Raw genomic sequence first — 20767 nt, forward strand, 5'->3', positions numbered from 1 at the left:
TCGGAATGTAAAAAGCATCGTGTTAATATGATCACCAAGTGATTAAAACATTAAAAGCTATTTACATCATGTTCCAGCAAGAAATTTCACAACTCAATCTTAAACAGCTTAAAGCTGGCGAAAAGCGGTGGGTCGGAAACTTACAAGGCTCATCTGCTGCATTATTATTTAAAGAAATTAGCAAACAATCGAAACAGTTGTTTGTGATTGTTGCACGTAATAATCAGCATCTCGGGCAGTTAGAAAGTGAGCTGGAATTTTACGGAATCAAGCCGACTATTTTCCCAGATTGGGAAATTTTACCTTATGACCGGCTGTCGCCACATCAAGACATTGTTTCTGAACGCTTGGCGATTTTGTCCAATATGCCACAGCAAGGTGTGTTGTTGGTTTCAGCAACAACTTTAGCGCAGCGAGTTGCACCGGCATCTTGGGTATTAGGTGAACACTTTGATATTAAAGTGGGTCAAAAATTTGATATCGAACAACAAAAATTAAGATTAGTACAAGCGGGCTATCACTTGGTGGATACCGTTTATGATCATGGTGAATTTGCAGTACGCGGCAGCATCATGGATATTTACGCTTCGGGGCAAAGTTCACCGATTCGTATTGACTTATTTGATGATGAAATCGATACCCTCAAATTCTTTGATCCTGAAACTCAGCGAACCACCCAAAACTTAGATTATTTTACGGTTTTACCTGCAAAAGAATTTCCATTAAAAGAAGCACGTTCACTGTTTCGTGATCGATATGCGGAAAATTTTCCGACAGCAAATCCAAAGAAAAACCCAATTTATCAAGATGTACAAGATGGTATAGCTTCACCGGGTATTGAGTTTTATTTTCCGTTGTTCTTCTCTGAACAAGCCATGAGAGAGCAAAGTACCCTGTTTTCGTACTTACCTGAGAATGGCATTGTCATTACAGACAGAGCCATAGATGACACATTGATTCAGTTTTGGTCAGACATTGTGCGTCGTTATGAAGACCGTCGTCATAATGTCGACCAACCGATTTTGCCGCCAGAGCAGATTTTCCTACAACCAAATCAAGTGTTAGAACAATTAAATCTCTGTCGTCGTATCGTGGCTTCGCCTGAGGCTTTTGATGAACGCAATGGCGTGATCAATCTTGCAGCTGAGATTCCACCCCGTTTACCTGTCGATCCAAAACGTGAAAAGCCATTTTCTGCGGTTAAGCAATATATAGATGCGGCAAATTATCCAGTGCTTTTGGTGGCTGAAAGCGCTGGTCGACGTGAAACTTTAAAAGATGCATTGCGTCCAAGTTTGGGTGATATCCCAACGGTCGAAAGTTTTGATGATTTTATGCATTCTATGCATGCGATTGCGATCACCAATGCGCCCTTAGATCGTGGTTTATTGCTAACTGACAAACTCAGTGTAATTTCTGAAAATCAGCTTTATGAACACCGTGTGGTTCAACGTCGTCGTAAACGCCAACAGGAAGTATCAGAAGAGTTTCTTGTTCGTAGTTTAACCGAGCTAAGTATTGGCGCACCTGTGGTTCATATTGATTATGGTGTGGGGCGATATGCAGGTTTAATTACCTTGAGTATCGATGACCAAGACCATGAGTTTTTGCAGTTAGACTATGCCGATGCAGCTAAGGTGTATGTCCCTGTAACAAACCTGCATTTAATTAGCCGATACAGTGGTGGTGACCCAGATCTAGCACCATTACATAAATTGGGCACAGATGCATGGTCTAAAGCCAAACGCAAGGCTTTAGAGCAGATCCATGATGTGGCGGCAGAACTTTTACATATTCAAGCCCGTCGTCACTCGAAGCCGGGTTATGGATTTGAACTGGATCAAAGTCTGTATATGCAGTTTGCCAGTGGCTTCGCCTATGAAGAAACTTTAGACCAAGCCAATGCTATTGAAGCGACACTGTATGACATGCAACAAGCGAAGCCGATGGATCGCTTGGTTTGTGGTGATGTCGGTTTTGGTAAAACAGAAGTGGCCATGCGTGCTGCATTTGTGGCAGTACAAAATAACAAACAAGTGGCTGTACTTGTGCCAACCACGTTGTTGGCGCAGCAGCACTACGAGTCTTTCAAAGACCGTTTTGCGGACTGGCCTGTACGTATTGAAGTCCTATCACGCTTTGGTTCATCAAAATCACATACCAAAACCATTGAAGACCTCGCAGAAGGCAAAGTGGATATCGTGATTGGCACACATAAAATCTTGCAGGAAAGTGTGCAATTTAAAAATCTCGGTCTCATGATCGTGGATGAAGAGCACCGTTTTGGTGTGCGTGATAAAGAGCGAATTAAAGCTTTACGTGCCGATGTTGATATGCTAACGCTAACTGCAACGCCTATTCCACGTACGCTGAATATGGCTTTTAGTGGTATGCGTGATCTATCTATTATTGCAACGCCACCTGCACGTCGTCTTGCCGTGAAAACTTTTGTGCAAGAACACACTGGGGATTCGATTAAAGAAGCCATCTTGCGTGAACTATTACGTGGCGGGCAAGTGTATTTCTTACACAATGAAGTCGAGACCATTGAACGCACGGCAGAGACTTTACGTGAATTGGTTCCTGAAGCACGAGTCGCGGTAGCACATGGTCAAATGCGTGAGCGTGAGCTAGAGCAAATCATGCAGCAGTTCTATCACAAAGAATATAACGTGCTGGTGTGTTCAACCATTATTGAAACTGGGATTGACGTGCCAAACGCCAATACCATTTTGATTGAACGTGCAGATAAACTGGGGCTTGCGCAGTTGCACCAATTACGTGGTCGTGTTGGTCGATCGCACCATCAAGCATACGCCTATTTACTTGTACCTTCGCTCAAAGGCTTAAAGGGTGATGCTGAAAAACGCCTAGATGCCATTTCGCGTGCATCGACTTTGGGTGCGGGTTTCATGTTGGCTACAGAAGACTTAGAAATTCGTGGTGCAGGTGAGTTGCTGGGTGAACAGCAAAGTGGCTCAATGCAAACCATCGGTTATAGTCTATATATGGAAATGCTTGAAAAAGCCACCAAAGCCATTCAAAAAGGCAAAACACCTAATTTTGACTCACCATTATCATTAACGGCTGAAATTAGCATGCATATGCCAGCCTTAATTCCAGATGATTATTTAGGTGATGTACATCAACGGTTATTGTTCTACAAACGCATTAGTAATACGGATACTCAAGAGAAACTCGATAACATTCGTATGGAGTTGATCGATCGTTTTGGCTTACCACCACAAGCAGTTAAGCAGTTATTCTCTGTCCATCAGTTGCGTTTAAAAGCGGAACAATTGGGTATTACTAAAATTGATATCAGCTCACATGGCGGCAGTATTGAGTTCTCGCCAGATACACCAGTTCAAGCCATATCCATCATCCAAATGATGCAAAAGCATCCGACTTTCTTCCGAATGGAAGGTGGACAGCGTCTAAAAGTGATGGTCATGCTCGAAGAATATGACAAACGCATTCAATTTATAAATGACTTATTAGACAGTTTACTGAAGGAATTAGCGCCAAATCACTAGATTTGGCGTATAAATTGCTTGTTTAGAATGAGTAGATTTTTATGCGTGTTTTTTATATAGAAGAAACGCTTGATTTTTTTGAAAAATTTATTAGAGTCATAAGCAAGCAACGTTTTATTCAAATGCGGTTTATTTGTAATGAAACGTTCTGTACAGAATATTCACACCCATAAGGATGTGATAGTATTAGCCATCATTCTAATTTTGCATCATTTATAAAGATATGTTTAGTTTACATCCACAACTTGCTCAAGATACGTTTTATGTAGGCGACTTTCCTCTGTCAACATGTCGTTTGATGAATGATATGCAATTCCCGTGGCTTATTTTGATTCCACGTGTTCCGGGAATTACAGAGCTTTATGAATTAAGTCAGGCAGACCAAGAGCAGTTTTTACGTGAATCAAGCTGGTTATCAAGCCAATTGTCACGTGTATTCCGTGCAGACAAAATGAATGTAGCTGCATTGGGTAATATGGTTCCACAATTACATTTTCATCATGTTGTTCGTTATCAAAATGATGTAGCTTGGCCGAAACCAGTTTGGGGTACGCCAGCAGTTCCTTATAACAATGATGTCTTGGCACATATGCGCCAAACACTAATGCTTGCACTACGTGGTCAAGGCGATATGCCTTTCGATTGGCGTATGGACTAATCCCGATTTACGGACAATATCAGGATAGTAGAAGAATGAGTGTCCGTATGGGGGCGATCGAGTGCCGTTAGACAATTTAATCAGCAAAGAGCCTAAACAGTTTGAATATTTTCATCGTTTGATGGGATATATCATGCTGTCTTTGGTGATTGTTGTCTATCATTACACTCAGCCAGATACGCATTATCAAATCTATATTCCTGCATTTTTATTTTTTCTGATTTTAGTCGTTCCTAAGTTTTCTCATTGGCTAATTTATCGATATAGCAATCAAACTAAACGCAATGTGCTGTTTCTGATCGATATCATCGTTATTGCTGTACTGATGTCTGCGGTACATTTAAGTCTTGTTTTAACCTTTCTTGCGGTTTTTGCGCTGCTATACACAACAATCTATAACAAGATCAATTTCTTAATGATGTCGTTGGCAGGGATTGTAGGCGTCACTGTATTCTATTTATGTAATATTTATATATTTGGTTTTCAAGAATATTTTGAATCGACCAGTAGTGAATTAACCGTTCTTGGCTTTCTGTGCTTAATTACATATTTCAGTGTGGGGACTTTTTATCAACATACCCAAGTTCAGTCTTTGAGTAATAAAAAGAACCATTATTATGATCAGATGAATCGTTATATGGAATTCGCCAATCAGCTGAGTCGTTATGCGCCAATGCAACTTTGGCAATCGATTATGAAAGGTGAGTCTGAAGCTAAAATCGAATATAAACGTAAAAAACTCACGATTTTCTTTTCAGATATCCAAGGATTTACCGAGCTTTCTGAAACATTAATCCCAGACGATTTAGCATTTCTACTCAATGACTATTTGAGTCATATGACTGAAATTGCCAAGCAGTATGAAGCGACTGTCGATAAATTTATGGGGGATGCAATTCTAATCTTCTTTGGTGATCCACATAGCCAAGGCGTAGAGCAAGATGCAAAAACCTGTTTAGAGATGGCAATGGTCATGCGTCAGCAAATGAAGTTACTGCGTGAACGCTGGATTAAAATGGGTTATCCGCCGCTACACATTCGTATGGGTATTTCTACAGGGTATTGCCACGTTGGGAACTATGGTGCAGCTCACCGTATGGCATATACCATCGTGGGTCGTGATGCGAATTTGGCTGCACGATTGCAAAGTGCGGCCGAAGTCGATGAAATTTTGATTTCAGACGATACGCATCATTTAGTGAAAAATGACTATTTATGTGCACCTAAAGCACCGATCTTCTTAAAAGGCATCAAAGGCCCAGTACGTACTTGGCAAGTGATGGAAAAATACACCTCACAGAAAACAGATTATCAACGTTGGTTCGATTACGAATATAAAGGCTTTAATCTATTGTTGAACTTAGATGAAGTACAAAACTTTGAATATCCTGAACTAATACATGTTTTAGAACGTATGATTCAACGCTTACAAACTCAGCAAAAAATGACCAACTCTGCTGGTATTGTTAAACTGAATTTAGAAGACGAAGTGATCGAAGAAGTCAAAAAAACTGAATCTCACTCTTAATTTCACATATACATTATAAAAATTAGATCTAATCGTATTGCCTTAAATTGTAAAAATAACTCAATTCATTCTTTTATCAAAACGTCTTCTTTTTTTTGAATTGTTGAATAGTTTTATGCATAAAAAGCCAGTTACGATGAACTGGCTTTTTGATTATAGAAAATTATCTATAAATTAATGATTTTCTGAAGCATGGTTGATGGTGTATTTGGGAATTTCAATTTCTAAATCTTCATCTTCAATTTTTACTTGGCATGACAGACGAGAGTCTGGTTCTAACCCCCAAGCACGATCGAGAAGATCTGCTTCGACATCATCCATTTCATCTAGACCATCAAAACCTTTACGTACAACCACATGGCAAGTGGTACATGCTTTAGACATATCACATGCATGTTCAATTTTGATGCCGTTTTTTAACATGCTTTCGCAAAGGTTAGCATTTGCTTCGACTTCAAACTCAGCGCCGTTTGGGCAGATTGTTGCGTGAGGCAGTACTTTAATACGTGGCATAATCTTGACCTATAAATTAATTTGAGTTTGACCAGTCATCGAGTTTTGTGCCTTTCAATGCGGCATCAATGTGCTGATTCATACGAGCTGCAGCAAATGCATCGCTATGTATTTTAAGCTGTTCTACAGCATGTTCAATAGCTTTAATATCTGTCGTTTCAAGTGCAGCATCTAAAACAGTGCGTGCTGCAGTGAGGGAACTATGTTGCTCTTGGCTGAGAAGTTGAGCATCCACTTTAAGTGCTTGATCAAGTGCTTCAAGTTCACGTTTTGCTTCCACTTTGGTTTCTTGAAGATGGCGTAAGTTTTTGTCTTCTTCAGCAAACTTATAACCATCAATCAGTAAGCGTTCAGTGTCGGCATCAGATAAACCATAAGAAGGTTTGATGTCAATTTGAGCATGCACACCAGAAGTGGTTTCTTTGGCTGACACCGTCAATAAACCATCTGCGTCAACTTGGAAAGTCACTTCGATACGTGCTTGACCTGCAGTCATCGGTGGAATACCACGAAGTACAAAACGACCTAGACTACGGCAATGTTCAACCAAATCACGCTCACCTTGTACAACATGAATCAACATCGCTGTTTGACCATCTTGATAGGTTGTGAATTCTTGGCGACGCGCCACAGGAATGGCTGTGTTACGCGAAATAAGGCGCTCAACCAAACCGCCCATGGTTTCTAAACCTAAAGAAAGCGGCGTGACGTCTAAAAGCAGTGAACCATCTTTAGAGTTACCAATAAGTTGGTTCGCTGTAATCGACGCGCCAATGGCAACAACTTCATCAGGGTTTATGGTGCAAAGAGGTTCTTGATTGAAGACATCTTGAACGGCTTTTTGTACAGCATACGAGCGGGTAGAACCACCGACCAATACCACATTTTGAATATCGCTGAGCTCAAGCTTGGCATCACGCATGACACGTTTACAAACGCTGATGGTTTTATCCAAAGCAACTTTGATGATTGATTCAAAAGTAGGGCGGTCTAAAGTCAATGATTGATCAAGAACTTTAAGCTCTACAGATTTAGCCTCGGTTAGAGCTTCTTTTGCTTTACGTGCAGAAACAATGAAATGCGCATATTCAGCATCATCTAAAGTTTCAATGTTCAGTTGTTTTTTTGCCCATTTTACAATCAGACGGTCTAAGTCATCACCACCAAGCGCCGTGTGGCCACCCGTTGCTAGAACTTCAAAAACGCCTTGAGAGAAACGTAAAATTGAAACGTCAAAAGTACCACCACCCAGATCATAGATCACATAGTTTTGATCATGTGCAAGATTGGTGTCTTGGTCTAAGCCATAAGCCACTGCAGCAGCAGTCGGTTCATTTAATAGACGTAGTACATTTAAACCTGCAAGCTGAGCCGCATCACGCGTTGCTTGACGCTGTGCTTCATCAAAATAGGCAGGTACAGTAATCACAGCACCATTAACAGGATTATTTAAGCTGCTTTCTGCAAGGTCTTTAAGCTGTTTTAAAATTTCTGCAGAAATTTCAACGGGTGTTTTACGACCTTGTGCAGTTTCAAAAGCAGGCATTTCATTCGCTTCACCGACTAAGTTGTACGGATGCTGGAATTTGATATCTGCCTTAGAGCGACCCATAAAGCGTTTTACAGAAACGATGGTGTTTTTAGGATCAGTCGTTAAGAATGCCTTTGCGTCGTCACCATATTGCGTAGTGGATTCGCCATAGTGTGCAATAGAAGGGAGTAACACACGACCATGCTCATCGTTAAGCACTTTCGCTTTACCAGAAAGTACCGTGGCTACTAAAGAGTGTGTAGTCCCAAGATCGATACCAATTGCAATGCGGTGTTCATGCGGCGCACTTGATTGACCAGGTTCTGCAATTTGCAAGAGAGCCATGTGTGTTACATCCTTTGAACGTCAAATATAAAAAATAAATTAAAAATCATCGTCTAAATCAAAGCTATCGTCGTCTAAGAAGCGATCTTCAGCTTTATCGATGTCAGCCATAACTTTTTGGAAGAAGCGTAATTTACGTACGGTATCACGTGCTTCTGCCCAGTCTTCGTCGTCATAATCAATCTTAAATTCACGAACCAAACCGTCTATCCATTGCTGAACTTCAGTTTTAAGTGAAGTGAGGTCATCAGCAGAGCATGCCTCATCTAACTGTTCACGAATTTCTAAGGCATCTTGTAGGAACTCAAAATCACTAATTGATTGATCAAGGTGATAATCTTGTTTTTTGAGACTTAATAGATATGCAGCGCGGCTATCAACATTGGATAAAGCTTTAAATGCTTGATTAATCTCACTGGATTTAATCAGGGCTAGATCTTTGTCTTCGGCTTTATCTGGATGATATTGTTGCTGCAACTTTAAAAATTCAGCTTTTAAAACTGCTAAATCAATATCGAGTGCTACAGGTAAGTTAAACAACTCAAAATGATTCATGGGAGATGGTGTCCGCAATAGAGGTGCAAAAAGTGTTGCTTTAAATGCAATTAAAACAGTGAATTTTACACTGTTTTAATGCGAAAAAGGAGTGTGGAAAAGGCTTAAACCGTAAACGATTCGCCGCAGCCACATTCGCCTTTTTTATTTGGGTTATTAAATTCAAAACCTTCGTTTAATCCATTTTTCACATAGTCCATCTCCATACCTTCGAGATAAACTAAGCTTTTTGGGTCAACGAATACTTTTACGCCAAACTGATCGAATACTTGGTCATGCGTGTCAATATCATCGACAAACTCAAGTACATAAGCTAGACCAGAACAGCCAGAAGTTTTCACGCCAACGCGAATGCCTTCACCCTTACCGCGATTCTTGATGTAATTGCTGATATGAGTTGCAGCATTTTCAGTTAAATGAATCATGAAAACTCCGTTAATCTTTTTTAAAACACGTAAACAATTAAGCTTTTACTTTCTTGCTACGGTAGTCTTCTACAGCAGCTTTGATTGCATCTTCAGCAAGTACAGAGCAGTGTACTTTTACTGGTGGAAGTGCAAGTTCAGTTGCAATATCAATGTTCTTAATTGCTTGAGCTTCATCAAGAGTTTTGCCTTTTAGCCACTCTGTTACTAATGAGCTAGATGCAATTGCTGAACCACAACCGTAAGTTTTGAAGCGAGCTTCTTCAATTACGCCGTTGTCATCAACTTGAATCTGTAGACGCATAACATCGCCACAAGCTGGTGCACCGACCATACCTGTACCAACGTTTTCTGCATTTTTGTCTAAAACACCAACATTACGAGGGTTTTCGTAATGATCAATTACTTTTTCGCTATAAGCCATGACGCTTCTCCAAACCTCGGGGTCAGCCTTAAGATTAATATGGGGGTGAAATTACGTTAATCAATGAGATAGCCTTAAAATAAAAGCTATCTCACCGGGATGAATTAGTGTTCAGCCCATTCTACAGAATTAAGGTCGATACCTTCTTTGTACATATCCCAAAGCGGTGAAAGATCACGTAGTTTTTCAACTGCTGCTTTGGTAATTTCAAGTACATGGTCAATATCGGCTTCAGTGGTGTATTTACCAAAGCTGAAACGAATCGAGCTATGAGCCAATTCATCTGAAAGACCCAATGCACGAAGTACATAAGATGGCTCTAAAGTTGCTGATGTACATGCAGAACCAGAAGATACTGCGCAATCTTTAAGTGCCATCATTAACGATTCACCTTCAACAAAGTTAAAGCTGACGTTTAGATAGTTTGCAACGTTGTATTCTGGGTGACCGTTCAGGAAGACTTGTTCAAGACCTTGCAAGCCATTCCAAAGTTTGTCACGAAGTACACGAATACGAGTTTGTTCGGCATGTAGGTTTTTGCCTGCAAGTTCGAACGCTTCGCCCATACCCACGATTTGGTGAGTCGCTAACGTACCTGAACGCATGCCACGTTCATGACCGCCACCGTGCATTTGCGCTTTAATACGTACACGTGGTTGACGACGTACATAAAGAGCACCAATACCTTTAGGACCATAGATTTTGTGGCCAGAGAAACTCATCAAATCAACTTTCATTGTTGAAAGATCAATTTCTACTTTACCAGCAGCTTGCGCAGCATCTACATGGAAATAAGTTTTGTTTGCACGAGTCAATTCACCGATTGCAGCTACATCTGTAGTTGTACCGATTTCATTGTTCACCATCATCAAAGATACAAGAATCGTATCTGGACGAAGGGCAGCTTGAACCATTTCAGGTGTAATTAAACCTGTTTTTGCTTCTGGCTCAAGATAAGTAATTTCGAAGCCTTCTTCTTCAAGCTCGCGGCAAGTATCAAGAATTGCTTTATGTTCAATTTTACTTGTAATAATGTGCTTGCCTTTAGATGCATAGAACTGAGCAATACCTTTAAGCGCAAGGTTGTCAGATTCAGTTGCACCAGAAGTCCAAACGATTTCGCGTGGATCAGCTTTTACTAGATTAGCAACTTGTTCACGTGCATATTCTACTTTTTCTTCTGCCTGCCAGCCGTAAGCATGAGAACGAGAAGCTGCATTACCAAAAGTACCGTCAAACGTTAGACATTCCATCATACGTTCTGCGACTTGAGGGTCTACAGGTGTAGTTGCTGCATAGTCAAGATAAATAGGACGCTTCATGTCAAATACCTGTAACCGATAAAAGGGCTGAATCAAAGTTTGCTGAATTTTGACGAATAGATACGGTTTGAACGTTATCGCGTGCTACAAGGTCAGCAAGGGTGATTTTTGCAAGATAATCGGCAATGTGGTGGGAGAGTTCCTGCCATAAATCATGAGTCAAGCACATTGCACCATTTTGGCAGTTGCCTTTGTGGTCACAACGGGTTGCATCAACTGTTTCATTTACAGCTTCAATAATTTCCAAAACAGTGATGTCTTCAGCACTACGAGCAAGGTGATAACCACCGTTTGCTCCACGGATGCTGGAAACTAAGCCGTGACGCTTTAATTTTGCAAATAACTGCTCAAGATAGGCCACTGAAATGGTTTGACGAGCTGCAATTTCTGCAAGAGTGATCGTTTGTTCAGTTGGCTGCAAAGCTAGATCAAGTAGAGCAGTCACTGCGTAGCGACCGCGAGTTGTTAAGCGCATGATTCGATACACATGTTAAGTCTAGATGTGCAGATTTTATGAATCCTGACTAAAATAGTCAAGTTTTTTTGAGATTGTTTATTTGTTTTATTTTGTCTGAAAAATTATGTATTTATTTGAACCACACATTATACACTAATAACGTTATTAAAAGAACAGATATTAGACTAAAAGCGATATTAATCCGCTTTTGACGACGTTCGATACGCTTAATACGGTTTTTGTATTGTTTAACTTCAACTTGCAGTGTGTTGATTTTAGAGCGTTGCTGTTCGATTTTTTCTAAAAGTGGGGCAATACGTTTTTTTGACGCAACGATATCGTTTTCTTCGACAGGTTCAGACAGCCAGTGTTTCCAGTCAGATAAAATTTTGGGCACACTAAATAATGAAACCAGATCACGAAATTCATCTTTTAGAACCACATCACCATCGATACGCATGGTTTTGATGCTTTTACGATTACCAAATACAAAAATTTTCACCAAATCCATTAATGTCGTGCGGACATCAAGGTCGATGGCTTTATCTGGAGATTTCGTGTCGAACAGAATACCGTGCTCAGTAAACTGAACATAAAAATCAAAATAAGGGATGTAGCTATTTATTTTCAGTGCGACTTTTTGATCAACAAATTTTTTAGCTTGTAATGCTACAACACGGTCATGTTTTAAAATGAAAGTAAAAATAGTTTCTAAAACAATCAGGGTCATAGTAAGCAACAAATGTGGTTGAGCTTGTGTTTGTTGCGTATCACTCATAAAAAAAATGTCCTTGTTAAAATCTGAAAGCACTGGAAACTGAGCGTCCTGCTCTAGAGGAACTTAGAATATACCAAAAAGTTGGTAATTCACCAGCTTTGTAGAACAGTTTAATCAATCTATCAAGTCATATGTTTGCTATTATGTTGTTAAAATGAAGAATCACATGTTGTTGTGCACATAAAATAATCAGGAGAAGTGCGGATTATGGAAAATACAGAAAGCATAATTGACGATGCACAAGAAACATCAGAAAAGCCGGCTAAAACTCGCGTACGTAGTCATTCTGATCGTCGCTCTAAAATGGATTTTCGCAAATATACCAAACAGATTTGGTTGGCTGGATTAGGTGCTTTTTCACGTGCTGAGGGTGAAGGAAATAAGCTTTTTGACTCTTTAGTCAAAGTTGGAGAGGAGCTTGAGTCCAAAACGATTGATATTGCAGATCAAACTGTCGAAAAAGTTTCAGAAAAAGCCAAAGAATCTGTAACCGATACGAAAGATAAAGTAGAAAAAATTTTAGATAATGGTGTTAATCATTCTTTAAACCGTTTAGGATTGGTGACTGTAAAGGATTTACAGCACTTAGAAAGGCTTATACTTCAATTACATACTAAAGTTGACCAATTGGCCGAAGAAAATGCCCAACTGAGGGCCGAAATACTAAAAAAACACTAACTTTTTTACTATTATCGAATTTTCAAGGTTTTTTTCGTCAAAAAATTCTATAAAAAGAGGTTGATGAGTATTGCGTTTAACCCTAAAGCATTGCTATAAAGGCGTTATGGCGTTTTATACAAATTCTTGAACCTTAAATAAACGATATTAAGAGGACGTAATTTTCATGAATAAATCAGAATTAATTGATGCAATTGCCGAAAATGGGGGATTATCTAAGGCCGATGCCGGTAAAGCTTTAGATGCTACAATTGCTGCAGTTACCAATGCTTTAAAAGCTGGTGATACAGTTACTTTAGTTGGTTTCGGTACTTTCAGCGTTAAAGAACGCGCTGCACGTACTGGTCGCAACCCACAAACTGGTGCGACTTTAGAAATCAAAGCAAGCAAAGTTCCTAGCTTCAAAGCTGGTAAAGGCTTGAAAGATTCTGTAGCTTAATCTTATTAAGCACATGAGACGCGCCATTATTTGGCGCGTTTTTTATTGGTAAATGTGATTAATTGATATATCGCATTCTTTCATCTCGGGTTTTCGGTTAAAATTCACCGCAAATAAAATATTGGAATACTTATGGAATCGTTTCGTAAAGTCATTAAGGGTTGGCTGGGCAAGGTCTTGCTCGTTTTGTTTTTGACCCCTTTAGCACTTGTAGGTATTGAAGGATATTTTAGTGGTGGATCTAAAGATGCAGCAAAGACTGTAAACGGTACTGAAATTTCTCAAAAAGAACTCGAAGCACTGACGAATTCATTAAAAGAACAATATCTGGCATATGCTCAGGGTGATGAAACATTATTGAATCAAAATTTCATTAGCAATAAAGCGATGGATACTTTGGTTTCACGCCAATTGTTATTGCAACAAGCTGATAAATTAGGCATTAGCTTGAGTGATGCACAAATTGTGCAAATGATTCATCAGCAGCCAAGCTTCCAAGTTAATGGTCAATTTTCAGATGAAGCGTTTGGGAGATACCTCGAATCGATTGGTATGACGAACCGCACATTCATTGATAACTTACGTAAAGACCATGCTTTAAAAATGTTGTCTACAACATTTATGGAATATGCATTGGTGAGTAAGCTTGATATCTTGCAAATTGCGAACTTACAAACGGAACAACGTAGTATTCAGTTGGCGAGCATTAATCTTGAAAATTACAAGAAAAATGTAAAAGTATCTGATGCTGAAATTGCCACTTATTATGAGCAGCATAAAAACAAATTTAAGCAAGCAACTAGTGTTGATGCTGATTTTGTCGTATTAACACCTGCCAATATTACTGCACCTGTAGAAGCTGCAACTGATGCTGAATTGAAAGAAGCGTATAACAGCTTTGTTGAGAATGAACAGAAGTCAGTTAAACCACTCGTTAAGCACATCATGATCACTGCGGACAATCGTTCAGATGCCGAAGCTAAAAAATTGGCTGAAAGTGTTCAAGCTAAAATTAAAGCGGGTTTAAGCTTTGACCAAGCTGCTGCGCAATTCTCTGAAGATCCGGAATCTAAAGCAAAAGGTGGTGAACTGGTTGCTTATGAAAAAGGTGTATTTGGTGATGCATTTGATGCAGCAGTTGAAGGTGCTCAAGCTGGTCAAGTGACAGCTCCTGTGAAAACAGACAGTGGTTATCACTTGATCGAAAAAGTGGCGCCAGCTGTAAAAGTGGCTTCATTTGAACAAGAAAAAGCACGTCTGCAAGCAGAAGTCGCTGCTTCGAAAAAAGCCAATGTTTTTTCTGACACTGTAAACAGCCTCAATGACATGGTTGTAAGCAGTGATGCTCTTGATGTCGTGGGCCAAGAAGTGAAAGGCGTAAAAGTACAGTCATTGAATGGCTTAACATTAGCATCGCAACATCCAGTTTTAAGTGATGCAAACGTCAAAGTTAAATTGTTTAACGATGATGTTAAAAATGGTGAACGTAATGTTTCATCGAGCATTCAGTTGAAAAACGGTGATGTAGTTTGGGTGAAAGTGCGTAACTACCATGCTGCAGGTGTTCAAACCTTAGCTGAAGCGAAAGCGCATGTGAAAACGCAGTTGATTGAAAAGAAAGCGTCTGATGCTGCAAAAGCCCAAATTCAAGCGACATTAAAAGAGTTTGCTGCAAAACCTGCTGCTTCAGTTGCGAAAGGCAGTTTAAACTTTGAAAATGCGGGTACCTTTACTCGTGCGGATGGTTTGTTGAAACGTGAAATTCAACGTGCTGCATTTAGCGTAAAAGCGCCGAAAGCAGGTCATTGGTCTGTTACTACGACTAATCTACCAAATGAATTGGTTGTGGTTGCTGTGACTGCAGTGAACAAACAATCCGATGCGGCATTAACGGGTGAGCAGTTAGATGAGTTAACAAAACTTTATCAACAGCTTCGTGGTCAACAAGAATTTGATGACTACACACGTTATCTAAAAGATCATGCCAAAATTAAATAATTAAGGCAGCTTTAAAAAAACCAGCTTTCGAGCTGGTTTTTTTATGTTTAAGTTTAATGCATCACACTTTAAGAAAAACTTTTAAAAACAAAGATTAAATAAAATTGACTATTTAAATAATTCTCTTAAATTGAGTTTGGGAAGGCTGTTTCCTAAAAAAATATAATGATGTGATTTGAGGGTGTTATGCAAAAGATGAGAGATTTAAACGGTATTTTAAAAAATATTTTGGGACAAATTGAAATAAAGCAGTTGCTGATTCAGGGGAAATCGCAGCATCAGCATATTCCCTCAACACCAGAAGTGACAGGACTAAATGACCTTTTAACTGGCACGGCAGAGCCAAAATCTTGGGTGATCATTTCGGTTGGTGAAACTATTACACGGGTCAAAGTAGATAAACAAGGACATTGGCAGATTGATAATCCACTTAAAGAGGGCGGAGTTGCCACAATTTATGCGGTAAATCATCATGGCTTACGCTCAGAGGCAATAATGATTGCTCCAATTGCAGAGCCAAGTGTGCTACCAAAGATGCCGGAAATAATTGAAAAAGGCGAATATTTGGTTGGTAAAGCTGATGCAGGAAATACGGTAGTTGTGACCTATGGTGAGCAAGAGTTTATAACAGTTGCTGATGAAAATGGCGATTGGTCGATGCTCAATCCTTTAACGACCACAGGTGCAATAAGTGTTGTGGCAATTGATCAGGACGGTAATCGTTCTGAGGCGTTGCATACAGCACAAATCATTTTACCGCAAGCTGTTACGATTTTAGAGTCTGGCGCGGTGATATCAGGTACTGCCGCACCAAATACGACTGTTGTGATTTAGTCGGATCAAGCGGTCTATCGTATTCAGGTCGATGAAAATGGTGATTAGTCAATAGAAAATCCAGTGGCAAATGGTGGCATGTTGATGATTGTTGTGGAAGATCAATTTGGTCAGCAATCTCCTGCGATTGGCTTGGTATTTCCATTTATTCAGACCTCGCCTGAAAATCCAAGCTATCTACTGCCGGCGCCAGAAGTGACGCTAAATACTGAAAAACTCGAAGGCAATGCATTTCAACAGGCTAAAATCATTGTTACAGCCAATGGTCAAGAGTACGTGACGTATGCCAATGAAAGTGGTTTTTGGTCGATGGATAACCCGATTCAAAATGGTGGCTTTGCAACAATCGTGGCGGAGGACAGTCGTGGTGTTCAATCGCCTGAAATCTCAATAGCTAAACTGTTTCTTGCACAACCTGAATCATCTGTTGAACTTACAGAGATTTTATTGGCAAGTGATGAGCAAAGTGAAAACCAAAATGACAGTCAAATTGAGCCGATTCAATCTGTGATCAATCTAGATACGCTTTTACAGGATGCGAATGAAGTCCCAATTGTATTGCACACCGATGAACAGGATTTGATCGCATTGGGCAGCGACGTTTCAAATCCGCCCGCTATACTTCCTACGCTTGAATATCCTAGCTTACTTATTGAAGCTCCACTGACACCGTCTGATTGGCTTGCTTAGAAATATAAACCAGCTTTCGAGCTGGTTTTTTGGCTTAAATTGACAGATATAATTTTTATTTAAAAGATTTGGCAAATAAAATATCGACTTTAGCATCGTAGATTGGAGTTCTCAAAAAAATAATATGAAGACGAAATAACTCATCACGACAAAGGATTAAGCAGATGACATCTCTGTATATGCTTCAATACAAACATTTAAAGAACCGATTATTGCGATGGATGGATCATTATTTTAAACACATGATACTGATGCTACTAACAATTTGCGTTGCGAGTAGTATTCAAGCTGCAGAACTGAACTTTCAAAAAGTTCTAGAGCAGGAAAGAGCTTGGGCGGGCTTGAGCAGTAAAAAAGTCAAAAATAATGAAATCGAGTGGACATATAGTGAAGGAGGAGATCCACGAAAACCGACGCTGTTATTGCTACATGGTTTGTCAGGCACGCGTGATAATTGGAACCGCGTTGCCCGTTATTTAACGCCCAATTATCATGTCATTATTCCAGATCTGCCAGCACATGGAGAAACTATTGTCACAGATAAATTTGATCTATCAATTCCAAATTTAACTGAAAAATTACGACGATTTATTGATGCTGCAAAGTTAGATCCAAATTTACATATCGCAGGGCATTCGATGGGTGGTGCAATTGCCATGCTCTATAGCGCTCAGTATCCCTTAGAAGTGAAATCTTTATTGTTGGTGGATTCGGCTGGTGTCTTTAAGTCGAGCAATACAGTATATCTAAAAGATACGGCAAAGCTTGCAGAGCTAGTGGTCAGAAAAACTGGTGATTTTGATCGCGTGATGAAGATCGTGATGCAATCTCCGCCTTTTATTCCACAAGAATTAAAAATTGGGCAAGAAAAGTTGATGATCGTTCAGTCTAGACAAACCAATAAAATGGTGGAGCAACTGCAAAAAATGGCCACCTTGTATACGCCAGAGTCCTTTGCTTTGGCTGCACGAGGCATTGATGCACCTGTGTTTATTATCTGGGGGAAGCAAGATCAGATTATCAATGTTGAAGTAGCAGAAGAACTGAGACGCTTATTTAAAAAAGCCGAAAAGCCTCTGATTTTAGACCATGTTGGTCATATGCCAATCTTAGAAGCGGAGCAGTTAATGGCGTTGCCATATTTAAAGTTTCTTTCAACTGTTCAATGAATCAGATTGGTAGAGTAGATGTAAAAAAGCGAGAAATATCTCGCTTTTTTAAACTTAATTAGATACTTTGAGTCGATTTAAGTACGTACTTTAATTTCATAGCCAGTGTATTTTCGAATATTAATCACACCGGTATCCAAAATCAGATACTGACCTTTAATCCCTTGTAATTTTCCTCGAATAATCGGTGTTTTGTCCAAATTATGCGATTTGATTTTTTCAGGATATTCATCTACCGGATAGATAAATTGGCGTGGCAACTCATCTTCTAGCAGTTCAACGGTTTCATTAAACTCTAAATTTTGGCTAAATTCTTCACGAATGGTCTGAATTTTTGGTGCGAATTCTTCTACCAATTGGTCGCGAATTTCGATCAGGTTGATCGGTTCTGCTTCACCTTTGAGCAATTTACGCCAATCGGTTTTATCGGCCACTTGCGTACCAAACATGACTTCAAGCTGACCAGATAAACGACGTGAACCAACTTTCATAATAGGCAAAGCTTGCGTCGCACCTTGGTCTAGCCAACGTGTAGGCATTTGACCCAAGCGGGTAATCCCCACTTTTAAGGCACTCGAATTGGCTAAATAGACAATATGCGGTTGAAAGCAAACTTCATGGGCAAAATCATCTTCACGGCAAGTCCCGAGATGATAATGACAGGTTTCAGGCTTCATAATGCACATATCACAAGATGCCTTAGTCTTCATGCATTTGAAGCAATGACCTTGTGAATACGATTTAGGCGTTTTTGCGCCGCAAGAAATGCAGTAGATATTTCCAGTGGCTTCAATTTCAATTTCTTGGCCAAGGCTAAACGGTAGATCAACTTCTGAGCGATCTAGAATAAATTTATACTCAACATTTGCCTTGTGTGTATGTTGATCAGTTACACTAAGGTCTTTAAGACCTGCATGCATTTTATGGCAAATGCCTTGTAGTTCCATACGAATACTCACTTCATTATTAAGGATGCGGTCAATGGCTGAACAAAATGTCATCACTTCTATGCTAGACGATTTGTCAAAAGAGCAGCCCATTTCAACCGCAATCTGTATTGGTCAGGATCTTGAGCAATACAATCAATTTCATCCAATTCAATGGCAACATTTTAACGTAACTGAGTTTTTAAATCTGCCTTTTACCCAGCGTTTTGACCTTGGATTTGTGATTCTTGATACTGAAATGATGTTGAGTTTGGATCAGCAGCAGAAAACTCAGATGTTGGTAAAATTGCGTGACCTATTTGCCAAACGCATCGTGGTGGTGAGTAAATTACACGATGAACAATTATTACGTGCTTTAGGCTTTACTCAGCTCATTGATAAAACCACACATGAAAGTGATTTTGCTTTATGGCAGTTTAATATTTTGACTTATAAACATATCCCAGATTGGTTTAACTCTAAATTTTGGGCAAATCCTGAAAACTGGGATAAATTCCGTTGGTAACAAATACTTAGCCTGAGAAAAATTGCAAAAATTAACAAACATTTATGATGGAGATGTCTTTTTCCACGTATGCTGTAACTAAGTTTATCTAGGTTTTACTGGGAAAAATAAAATGACAAATTTAAATAATATTGTTGAAATTTTAGCAAAGCAGGCCCTTGGTGGTGCGAACAATCAAAATCAACAAGGTGGCTTAGGCGGTATTTTAGGTTCGGTGTTGGGGCAACTGGGTGCAAATGCAGGCGCTCAAAATACACAAACCAATGCTCAAAACCAAGCGGGTGGTTTGGCTGGAATTCTAGGCTCTGTGTTGGGCCAACTGGGCGGTGCAGCGCAGTCGCAGCAACGTAGTAGTGGTGGCAATGCTTCAACCATTTTAGTTGCAGTGTTACCTCTGGTGCTGGCTTGGATTCAAAAACAAGGTGGCCTACAAGGTGCTTTGGATAAATTACGTGGACAGGGCTTGAGCAGTCAGGTTGATGATTGGGTATCTACAGGCCCTGGCGATAATGCCGCTGTGAATAATCAACAAGTACAAAATTTATTTGATGATGCCGAAGTGGAGCAAGTTGCACAAGAAACTCAAACTCAGAAACAAGATGTGTACAGTGCAATTTCAACAGTATTGCCGCAAATTATTGACTCATTGACGCCACAAGCTGGACAAACCAATCAGCAAGAAGCGAATGCTGATATTCAACAAGTGATGAATTTGGTTTCAGGTTTTCTTAAGCGTTAATCACAATATCGTTTGATGGTATTTGATTGAATACAAGCCAGTGAACACTGGCTTTTTTATGATTTGAAAAATGATAACAATGTGACGCTAAGATGGATTAAATAAACGGTTCGACACACTGATTTTTTTGCCAATATAGTGTGATTTTTTTTGACGAATCAAAATGATTTTTGACTGAAATTCTAACTCACCAAACTCTGGTTCAACTTGCACATAATGTAGTTGACCAAACTCATCACGCACACGCGCTTGAGCCGAAAAGCCGGGACGGGCATTTCCACTTGAAATGGTTGCTAGACGACCCAGTAGGTTAACGGTTTGTTTTTTATATTTGGGCGGTACAACCTGATCCAAACAATGAATCATAAATACCGTAAAGAATATGGCAATAATCAACGCAGGTAAAATTAAATAATAAGCGGGAACGAATTGACCTTCTTTAGCGTGAATACAGAACTGAAGTACATAGCCTGCAAAGCTAAAATTCATCAGTAGAAAGAACAAAATCAGAGTCTTGGAAAATTTGACATTCAATAATGCCAATTCTTGTATGCGCTGTGGGGCAATTCTTTTCAAAACTTGGCTAGGACTAATATTGATGTAATAGCCAATGGTTTCAACCATGCCCAATAACAGTACGGCCAATAAACTTAAATGAAAGGGTATTAAGTTATAGTCTGTTAAAAATGCGGACAT

Annotated in this window: 21 protein-coding genes; 11 read left to right on the forward strand and 10 right to left on the reverse strand. The window is 39.6% G+C overall.

Features of this window, described 5'->3' with window-relative positions; all coding sequences use genetic code 11:
* Positions 1-68: 68 nt before the first annotated feature.
* The 3 genes from mfd (at position 69) to FTU64_RS01355 (ending at position 5722) form a co-directional block, all read left to right on the forward strand.
* A complete protein-coding gene (mfd, locus tag FTU64_RS01345) occupies positions 69-3536 on the forward strand; it encodes a transcription-repair coupling factor (RefSeq protein ID WP_180059105.1) in 3468 nt (1155 codons plus the stop codon).
* A gap of 223 nt (positions 3537-3759) precedes the next feature.
* On the forward strand, positions 3760-4194 hold the full coding sequence (locus FTU64_RS01350; RefSeq protein ID WP_067762788.1) for an HIT domain-containing protein: 435 nt from the start codon (positions 3760-3762) through the stop codon (positions 4192-4194).
* Positions 4195-4255: 61 nt separating this feature from the next.
* The gene (locus FTU64_RS01355) at positions 4256-5722 is read left to right on the forward strand and encodes an adenylate/guanylate cyclase domain-containing protein (protein ID WP_180022142.1); all 1467 of its coding nucleotides are present in this window, start codon (positions 4256-4258) and stop codon (positions 5720-5722) included.
* Positions 5723-5896: 174 nt separating this feature from the next.
* Here the strand turns inward: FTU64_RS01355 and fdx are convergent, their stop codons facing one another.
* From fdx to FTU64_RS01395, 8 genes are all read right to left on the reverse strand, one after another.
* A complete protein-coding gene (gene fdx, locus FTU64_RS01360; RefSeq protein WP_078188671.1) occupies positions 5897-6235 on the reverse strand; it encodes an ISC system 2Fe-2S type ferredoxin in 339 nt (112 codons plus the stop codon).
* Between the two features lie 16 nt (positions 6236-6251).
* Positions 6252-8111, reverse strand: coding sequence for a Fe-S protein assembly chaperone HscA (gene hscA, locus FTU64_RS01365; protein WP_180022143.1), 1860 nt, complete (start codon positions 8109-8111; stop codon positions 6252-6254).
* A 39-nt stretch (positions 8112-8150) separates the two neighbouring features.
* On the reverse strand, positions 8151-8666 hold the full coding sequence (gene hscB / locus FTU64_RS01370; protein WP_180007824.1) for a Fe-S protein assembly co-chaperone HscB: 516 nt from the start codon (positions 8664-8666) through the stop codon (positions 8151-8153).
* A gap of 104 nt (positions 8667-8770) precedes the next feature.
* Complete coding sequence (iscA, locus tag FTU64_RS01375) at positions 8771-9091, reverse strand: iron-sulfur cluster assembly protein IscA (protein ID WP_078188668.1); 321 nt, start codon at positions 9089-9091, stop codon at positions 8771-8773.
* A 37-nt stretch (positions 9092-9128) separates the two neighbouring features.
* The gene (gene iscU, locus FTU64_RS01380; RefSeq protein WP_078188667.1) at positions 9129-9515 is read right to left on the reverse strand and encodes a Fe-S cluster assembly scaffold IscU; all 387 of its coding nucleotides are present in this window, start codon (positions 9513-9515) and stop codon (positions 9129-9131) included.
* Positions 9516-9619: 104 nt separating this feature from the next.
* Positions 9620-10837 (reverse strand): IscS subfamily cysteine desulfurase, encoded by a 1218-nt coding sequence (locus FTU64_RS01385; protein WP_078188666.1) that lies wholly within the window; start codon positions 10835-10837, stop codon positions 9620-9622.
* 1 nt (position 10838) lies between these two features.
* Positions 10839-11312, reverse strand: coding sequence for an Rrf2 family transcriptional regulator (locus FTU64_RS01390; RefSeq protein ID WP_078188665.1), 474 nt, complete (start codon positions 11310-11312; stop codon positions 10839-10841).
* A 112-nt stretch (positions 11313-11424) separates the two neighbouring features.
* Positions 11425-12072, reverse strand: a complete 648-nt coding sequence (locus FTU64_RS01395; protein ID WP_078188664.1) for a hypothetical protein — start codon at positions 12070-12072, stop codon at positions 11425-11427.
* A gap of 207 nt (positions 12073-12279) precedes the next feature.
* Here FTU64_RS01395 and FTU64_RS01400 point away from each other — a divergent pair, with 207 nt between their 5' ends.
* The 6 genes from FTU64_RS01400 (at position 12280) to FTU64_RS01425 (ending at position 17880) form a co-directional block, all read left to right on the forward strand.
* Complete coding sequence (locus FTU64_RS01400) at positions 12280-12750, forward strand: phasin family protein (protein WP_180007822.1); 471 nt, start codon at positions 12280-12282, stop codon at positions 12748-12750.
* 166 nt (positions 12751-12916) lie between these two features.
* Positions 12917-13189: an HU family DNA-binding protein gene (locus FTU64_RS01405; RefSeq protein WP_078188662.1), complete on the forward strand. Its 273-nt coding sequence runs from the start codon at positions 12917-12919 to the stop codon at positions 13187-13189.
* 132 nt (positions 13190-13321) lie between these two features.
* Positions 13322-15187, forward strand: coding sequence for a SurA N-terminal domain-containing protein (locus FTU64_RS01410; RefSeq protein ID WP_180054385.1), 1866 nt, complete (start codon positions 13322-13324; stop codon positions 15185-15187).
* 186 nt (positions 15188-15373) lie between these two features.
* Positions 15374-16021 (forward strand): Ig-like domain-containing protein, encoded by a 648-nt coding sequence (locus tag FTU64_RS01415; RefSeq protein WP_180059092.1) that lies wholly within the window; start codon positions 15374-15376, stop codon positions 16019-16021.
* A gap of 63 nt (positions 16022-16084) precedes the next feature.
* Positions 16085-16711 (forward strand): hypothetical protein, encoded by a 627-nt coding sequence (locus tag FTU64_RS01420; protein ID WP_180059093.1) that lies wholly within the window; start codon positions 16085-16087, stop codon positions 16709-16711.
* 221 nt (positions 16712-16932) lie between these two features.
* A complete protein-coding gene (locus FTU64_RS01425) occupies positions 16933-17880 on the forward strand; it encodes an alpha/beta fold hydrolase (protein WP_180059106.1) in 948 nt (315 codons plus the stop codon).
* Between the two features lie 77 nt (positions 17881-17957).
* Here FTU64_RS01425 and FTU64_RS01430 read toward each other — a convergent pair whose 3' ends face one another.
* Positions 17958-18827, reverse strand: coding sequence for a DUF2797 domain-containing protein (locus FTU64_RS01430; protein WP_078189198.1), 870 nt, complete (start codon positions 18825-18827; stop codon positions 17958-17960).
* 34 nt (positions 18828-18861) lie between these two features.
* Between FTU64_RS01430 and FTU64_RS01435 the strand changes: the two genes are divergently transcribed.
* Both FTU64_RS01435 and FTU64_RS01440 read left to right on the forward strand, forming a co-directional pair.
* Positions 18862-19332, forward strand: coding sequence for a DUF6231 family protein (locus tag FTU64_RS01435; RefSeq protein ID WP_168378602.1), 471 nt, complete (start codon positions 18862-18864; stop codon positions 19330-19332).
* Positions 19333-19444: 112 nt separating this feature from the next.
* Positions 19445-20071, forward strand: a complete 627-nt coding sequence (locus FTU64_RS01440; RefSeq protein WP_180010117.1) for a YidB family protein — start codon at positions 19445-19447, stop codon at positions 20069-20071.
* A gap of 87 nt (positions 20072-20158) precedes the next feature.
* Here FTU64_RS01440 and FTU64_RS01445 read toward each other — a convergent pair whose 3' ends face one another.
* The gene (locus FTU64_RS01445) at positions 20159-20767 is read right to left on the reverse strand and encodes an OB-fold-containig protein (protein ID WP_168378601.1); all 609 of its coding nucleotides are present in this window, start codon (positions 20765-20767) and stop codon (positions 20159-20161) included.

Source organism: Acinetobacter sp. YH12128 (genome assembly GCF_013418655.1).
In the GTDB taxonomy this organism is placed as follows: domain Bacteria; phylum Pseudomonadota; class Gammaproteobacteria; order Pseudomonadales; family Moraxellaceae; genus Acinetobacter; species Acinetobacter amyesii.

Bases quoted from the DNA above. Each gene is read 5' to 3' on its own strand.
- mfd (WP_180059105.1), top strand. From the start codon at position 69: ATGTTCCAGCAAGAAATTTCACAACTCAATCTTAAACAGCTTAAAGCT.
- FTU64_RS01405 (WP_078188662.1), top strand. From the start codon at position 12,917: ATGAATAAATCAGAATTAATTGATGCAATTGCCGAAAATGGGGGATTA.
- FTU64_RS01415 (WP_180059092.1), top strand. From the start codon at position 15,374: ATGCAAAAGATGAGAGATTTAAACGGTATTTTAAAAAATATTTTGGGA.
- FTU64_RS01395 (WP_078188664.1), bottom strand. From the start codon at position 12,072: ATGAGTGATACGCAACAAACACAAGCTCAACCACATTTGTTGCTTACT.
- FTU64_RS01440 (WP_180010117.1), top strand. From the start codon at position 19,445: ATGACAAATTTAAATAATATTGTTGAAATTTTAGCAAAGCAGGCCCTT.
- FTU64_RS01350 (WP_067762788.1), top strand. From the start codon at position 3,760: ATGTTTAGTTTACATCCACAACTTGCTCAAGATACGTTTTATGTAGGC.
- FTU64_RS01445 (WP_168378601.1), bottom strand. From the start codon at position 20,767: ATGTCCGCATTTTTAACAGACTATAACTTAATACCCTTTCATTTAAGT.
- hscA (WP_180022143.1), bottom strand. From the start codon at position 8,111: ATGGCTCTCTTGCAAATTGCAGAACCTGGTCAATCAAGTGCGCCGCAT.
- FTU64_RS01410 (WP_180054385.1), top strand. From the start codon at position 13,322: ATGGAATCGTTTCGTAAAGTCATTAAGGGTTGGCTGGGCAAGGTCTTG.
- fdx (WP_078188671.1), bottom strand. From the start codon at position 6,235: ATGCCACGTATTAAAGTACTGCCTCACGCAACAATCTGCCCAAACGGC.
- FTU64_RS01425 (WP_180059106.1), top strand. From the start codon at position 16,933: ATGGATCATTATTTTAAACACATGATACTGATGCTACTAACAATTTGC.
- FTU64_RS01385 (WP_078188666.1), bottom strand. From the start codon at position 10,837: ATGAAGCGTCCTATTTATCTTGACTATGCAGCAACTACACCTGTAGAC.
- hscB (WP_180007824.1), bottom strand. From the start codon at position 8,666: ATGAATCATTTTGAGTTGTTTAACTTACCTGTAGCACTCGATATTGAT.
- FTU64_RS01435 (WP_168378602.1), top strand. From the start codon at position 18,862: ATGGCTGAACAAAATGTCATCACTTCTATGCTAGACGATTTGTCAAAA.
- iscA (WP_078188668.1), bottom strand. From the start codon at position 9,091: ATGATTCATTTAACTGAAAATGCTGCAACTCATATCAGCAATTACATC.
- FTU64_RS01390 (WP_078188665.1), bottom strand. From the start codon at position 11,312: ATGCGCTTAACAACTCGCGGTCGCTACGCAGTGACTGCTCTACTTGAT.
- iscU (WP_078188667.1), bottom strand. From the start codon at position 9,515: ATGGCTTATAGCGAAAAAGTAATTGATCATTACGAAAACCCTCGTAAT.
- FTU64_RS01400 (WP_180007822.1), top strand. From the start codon at position 12,280: ATGGAAAATACAGAAAGCATAATTGACGATGCACAAGAAACATCAGAA.
- FTU64_RS01430 (WP_078189198.1), bottom strand. From the start codon at position 18,827: ATGGAACTACAAGGCATTTGCCATAAAATGCATGCAGGTCTTAAAGAC.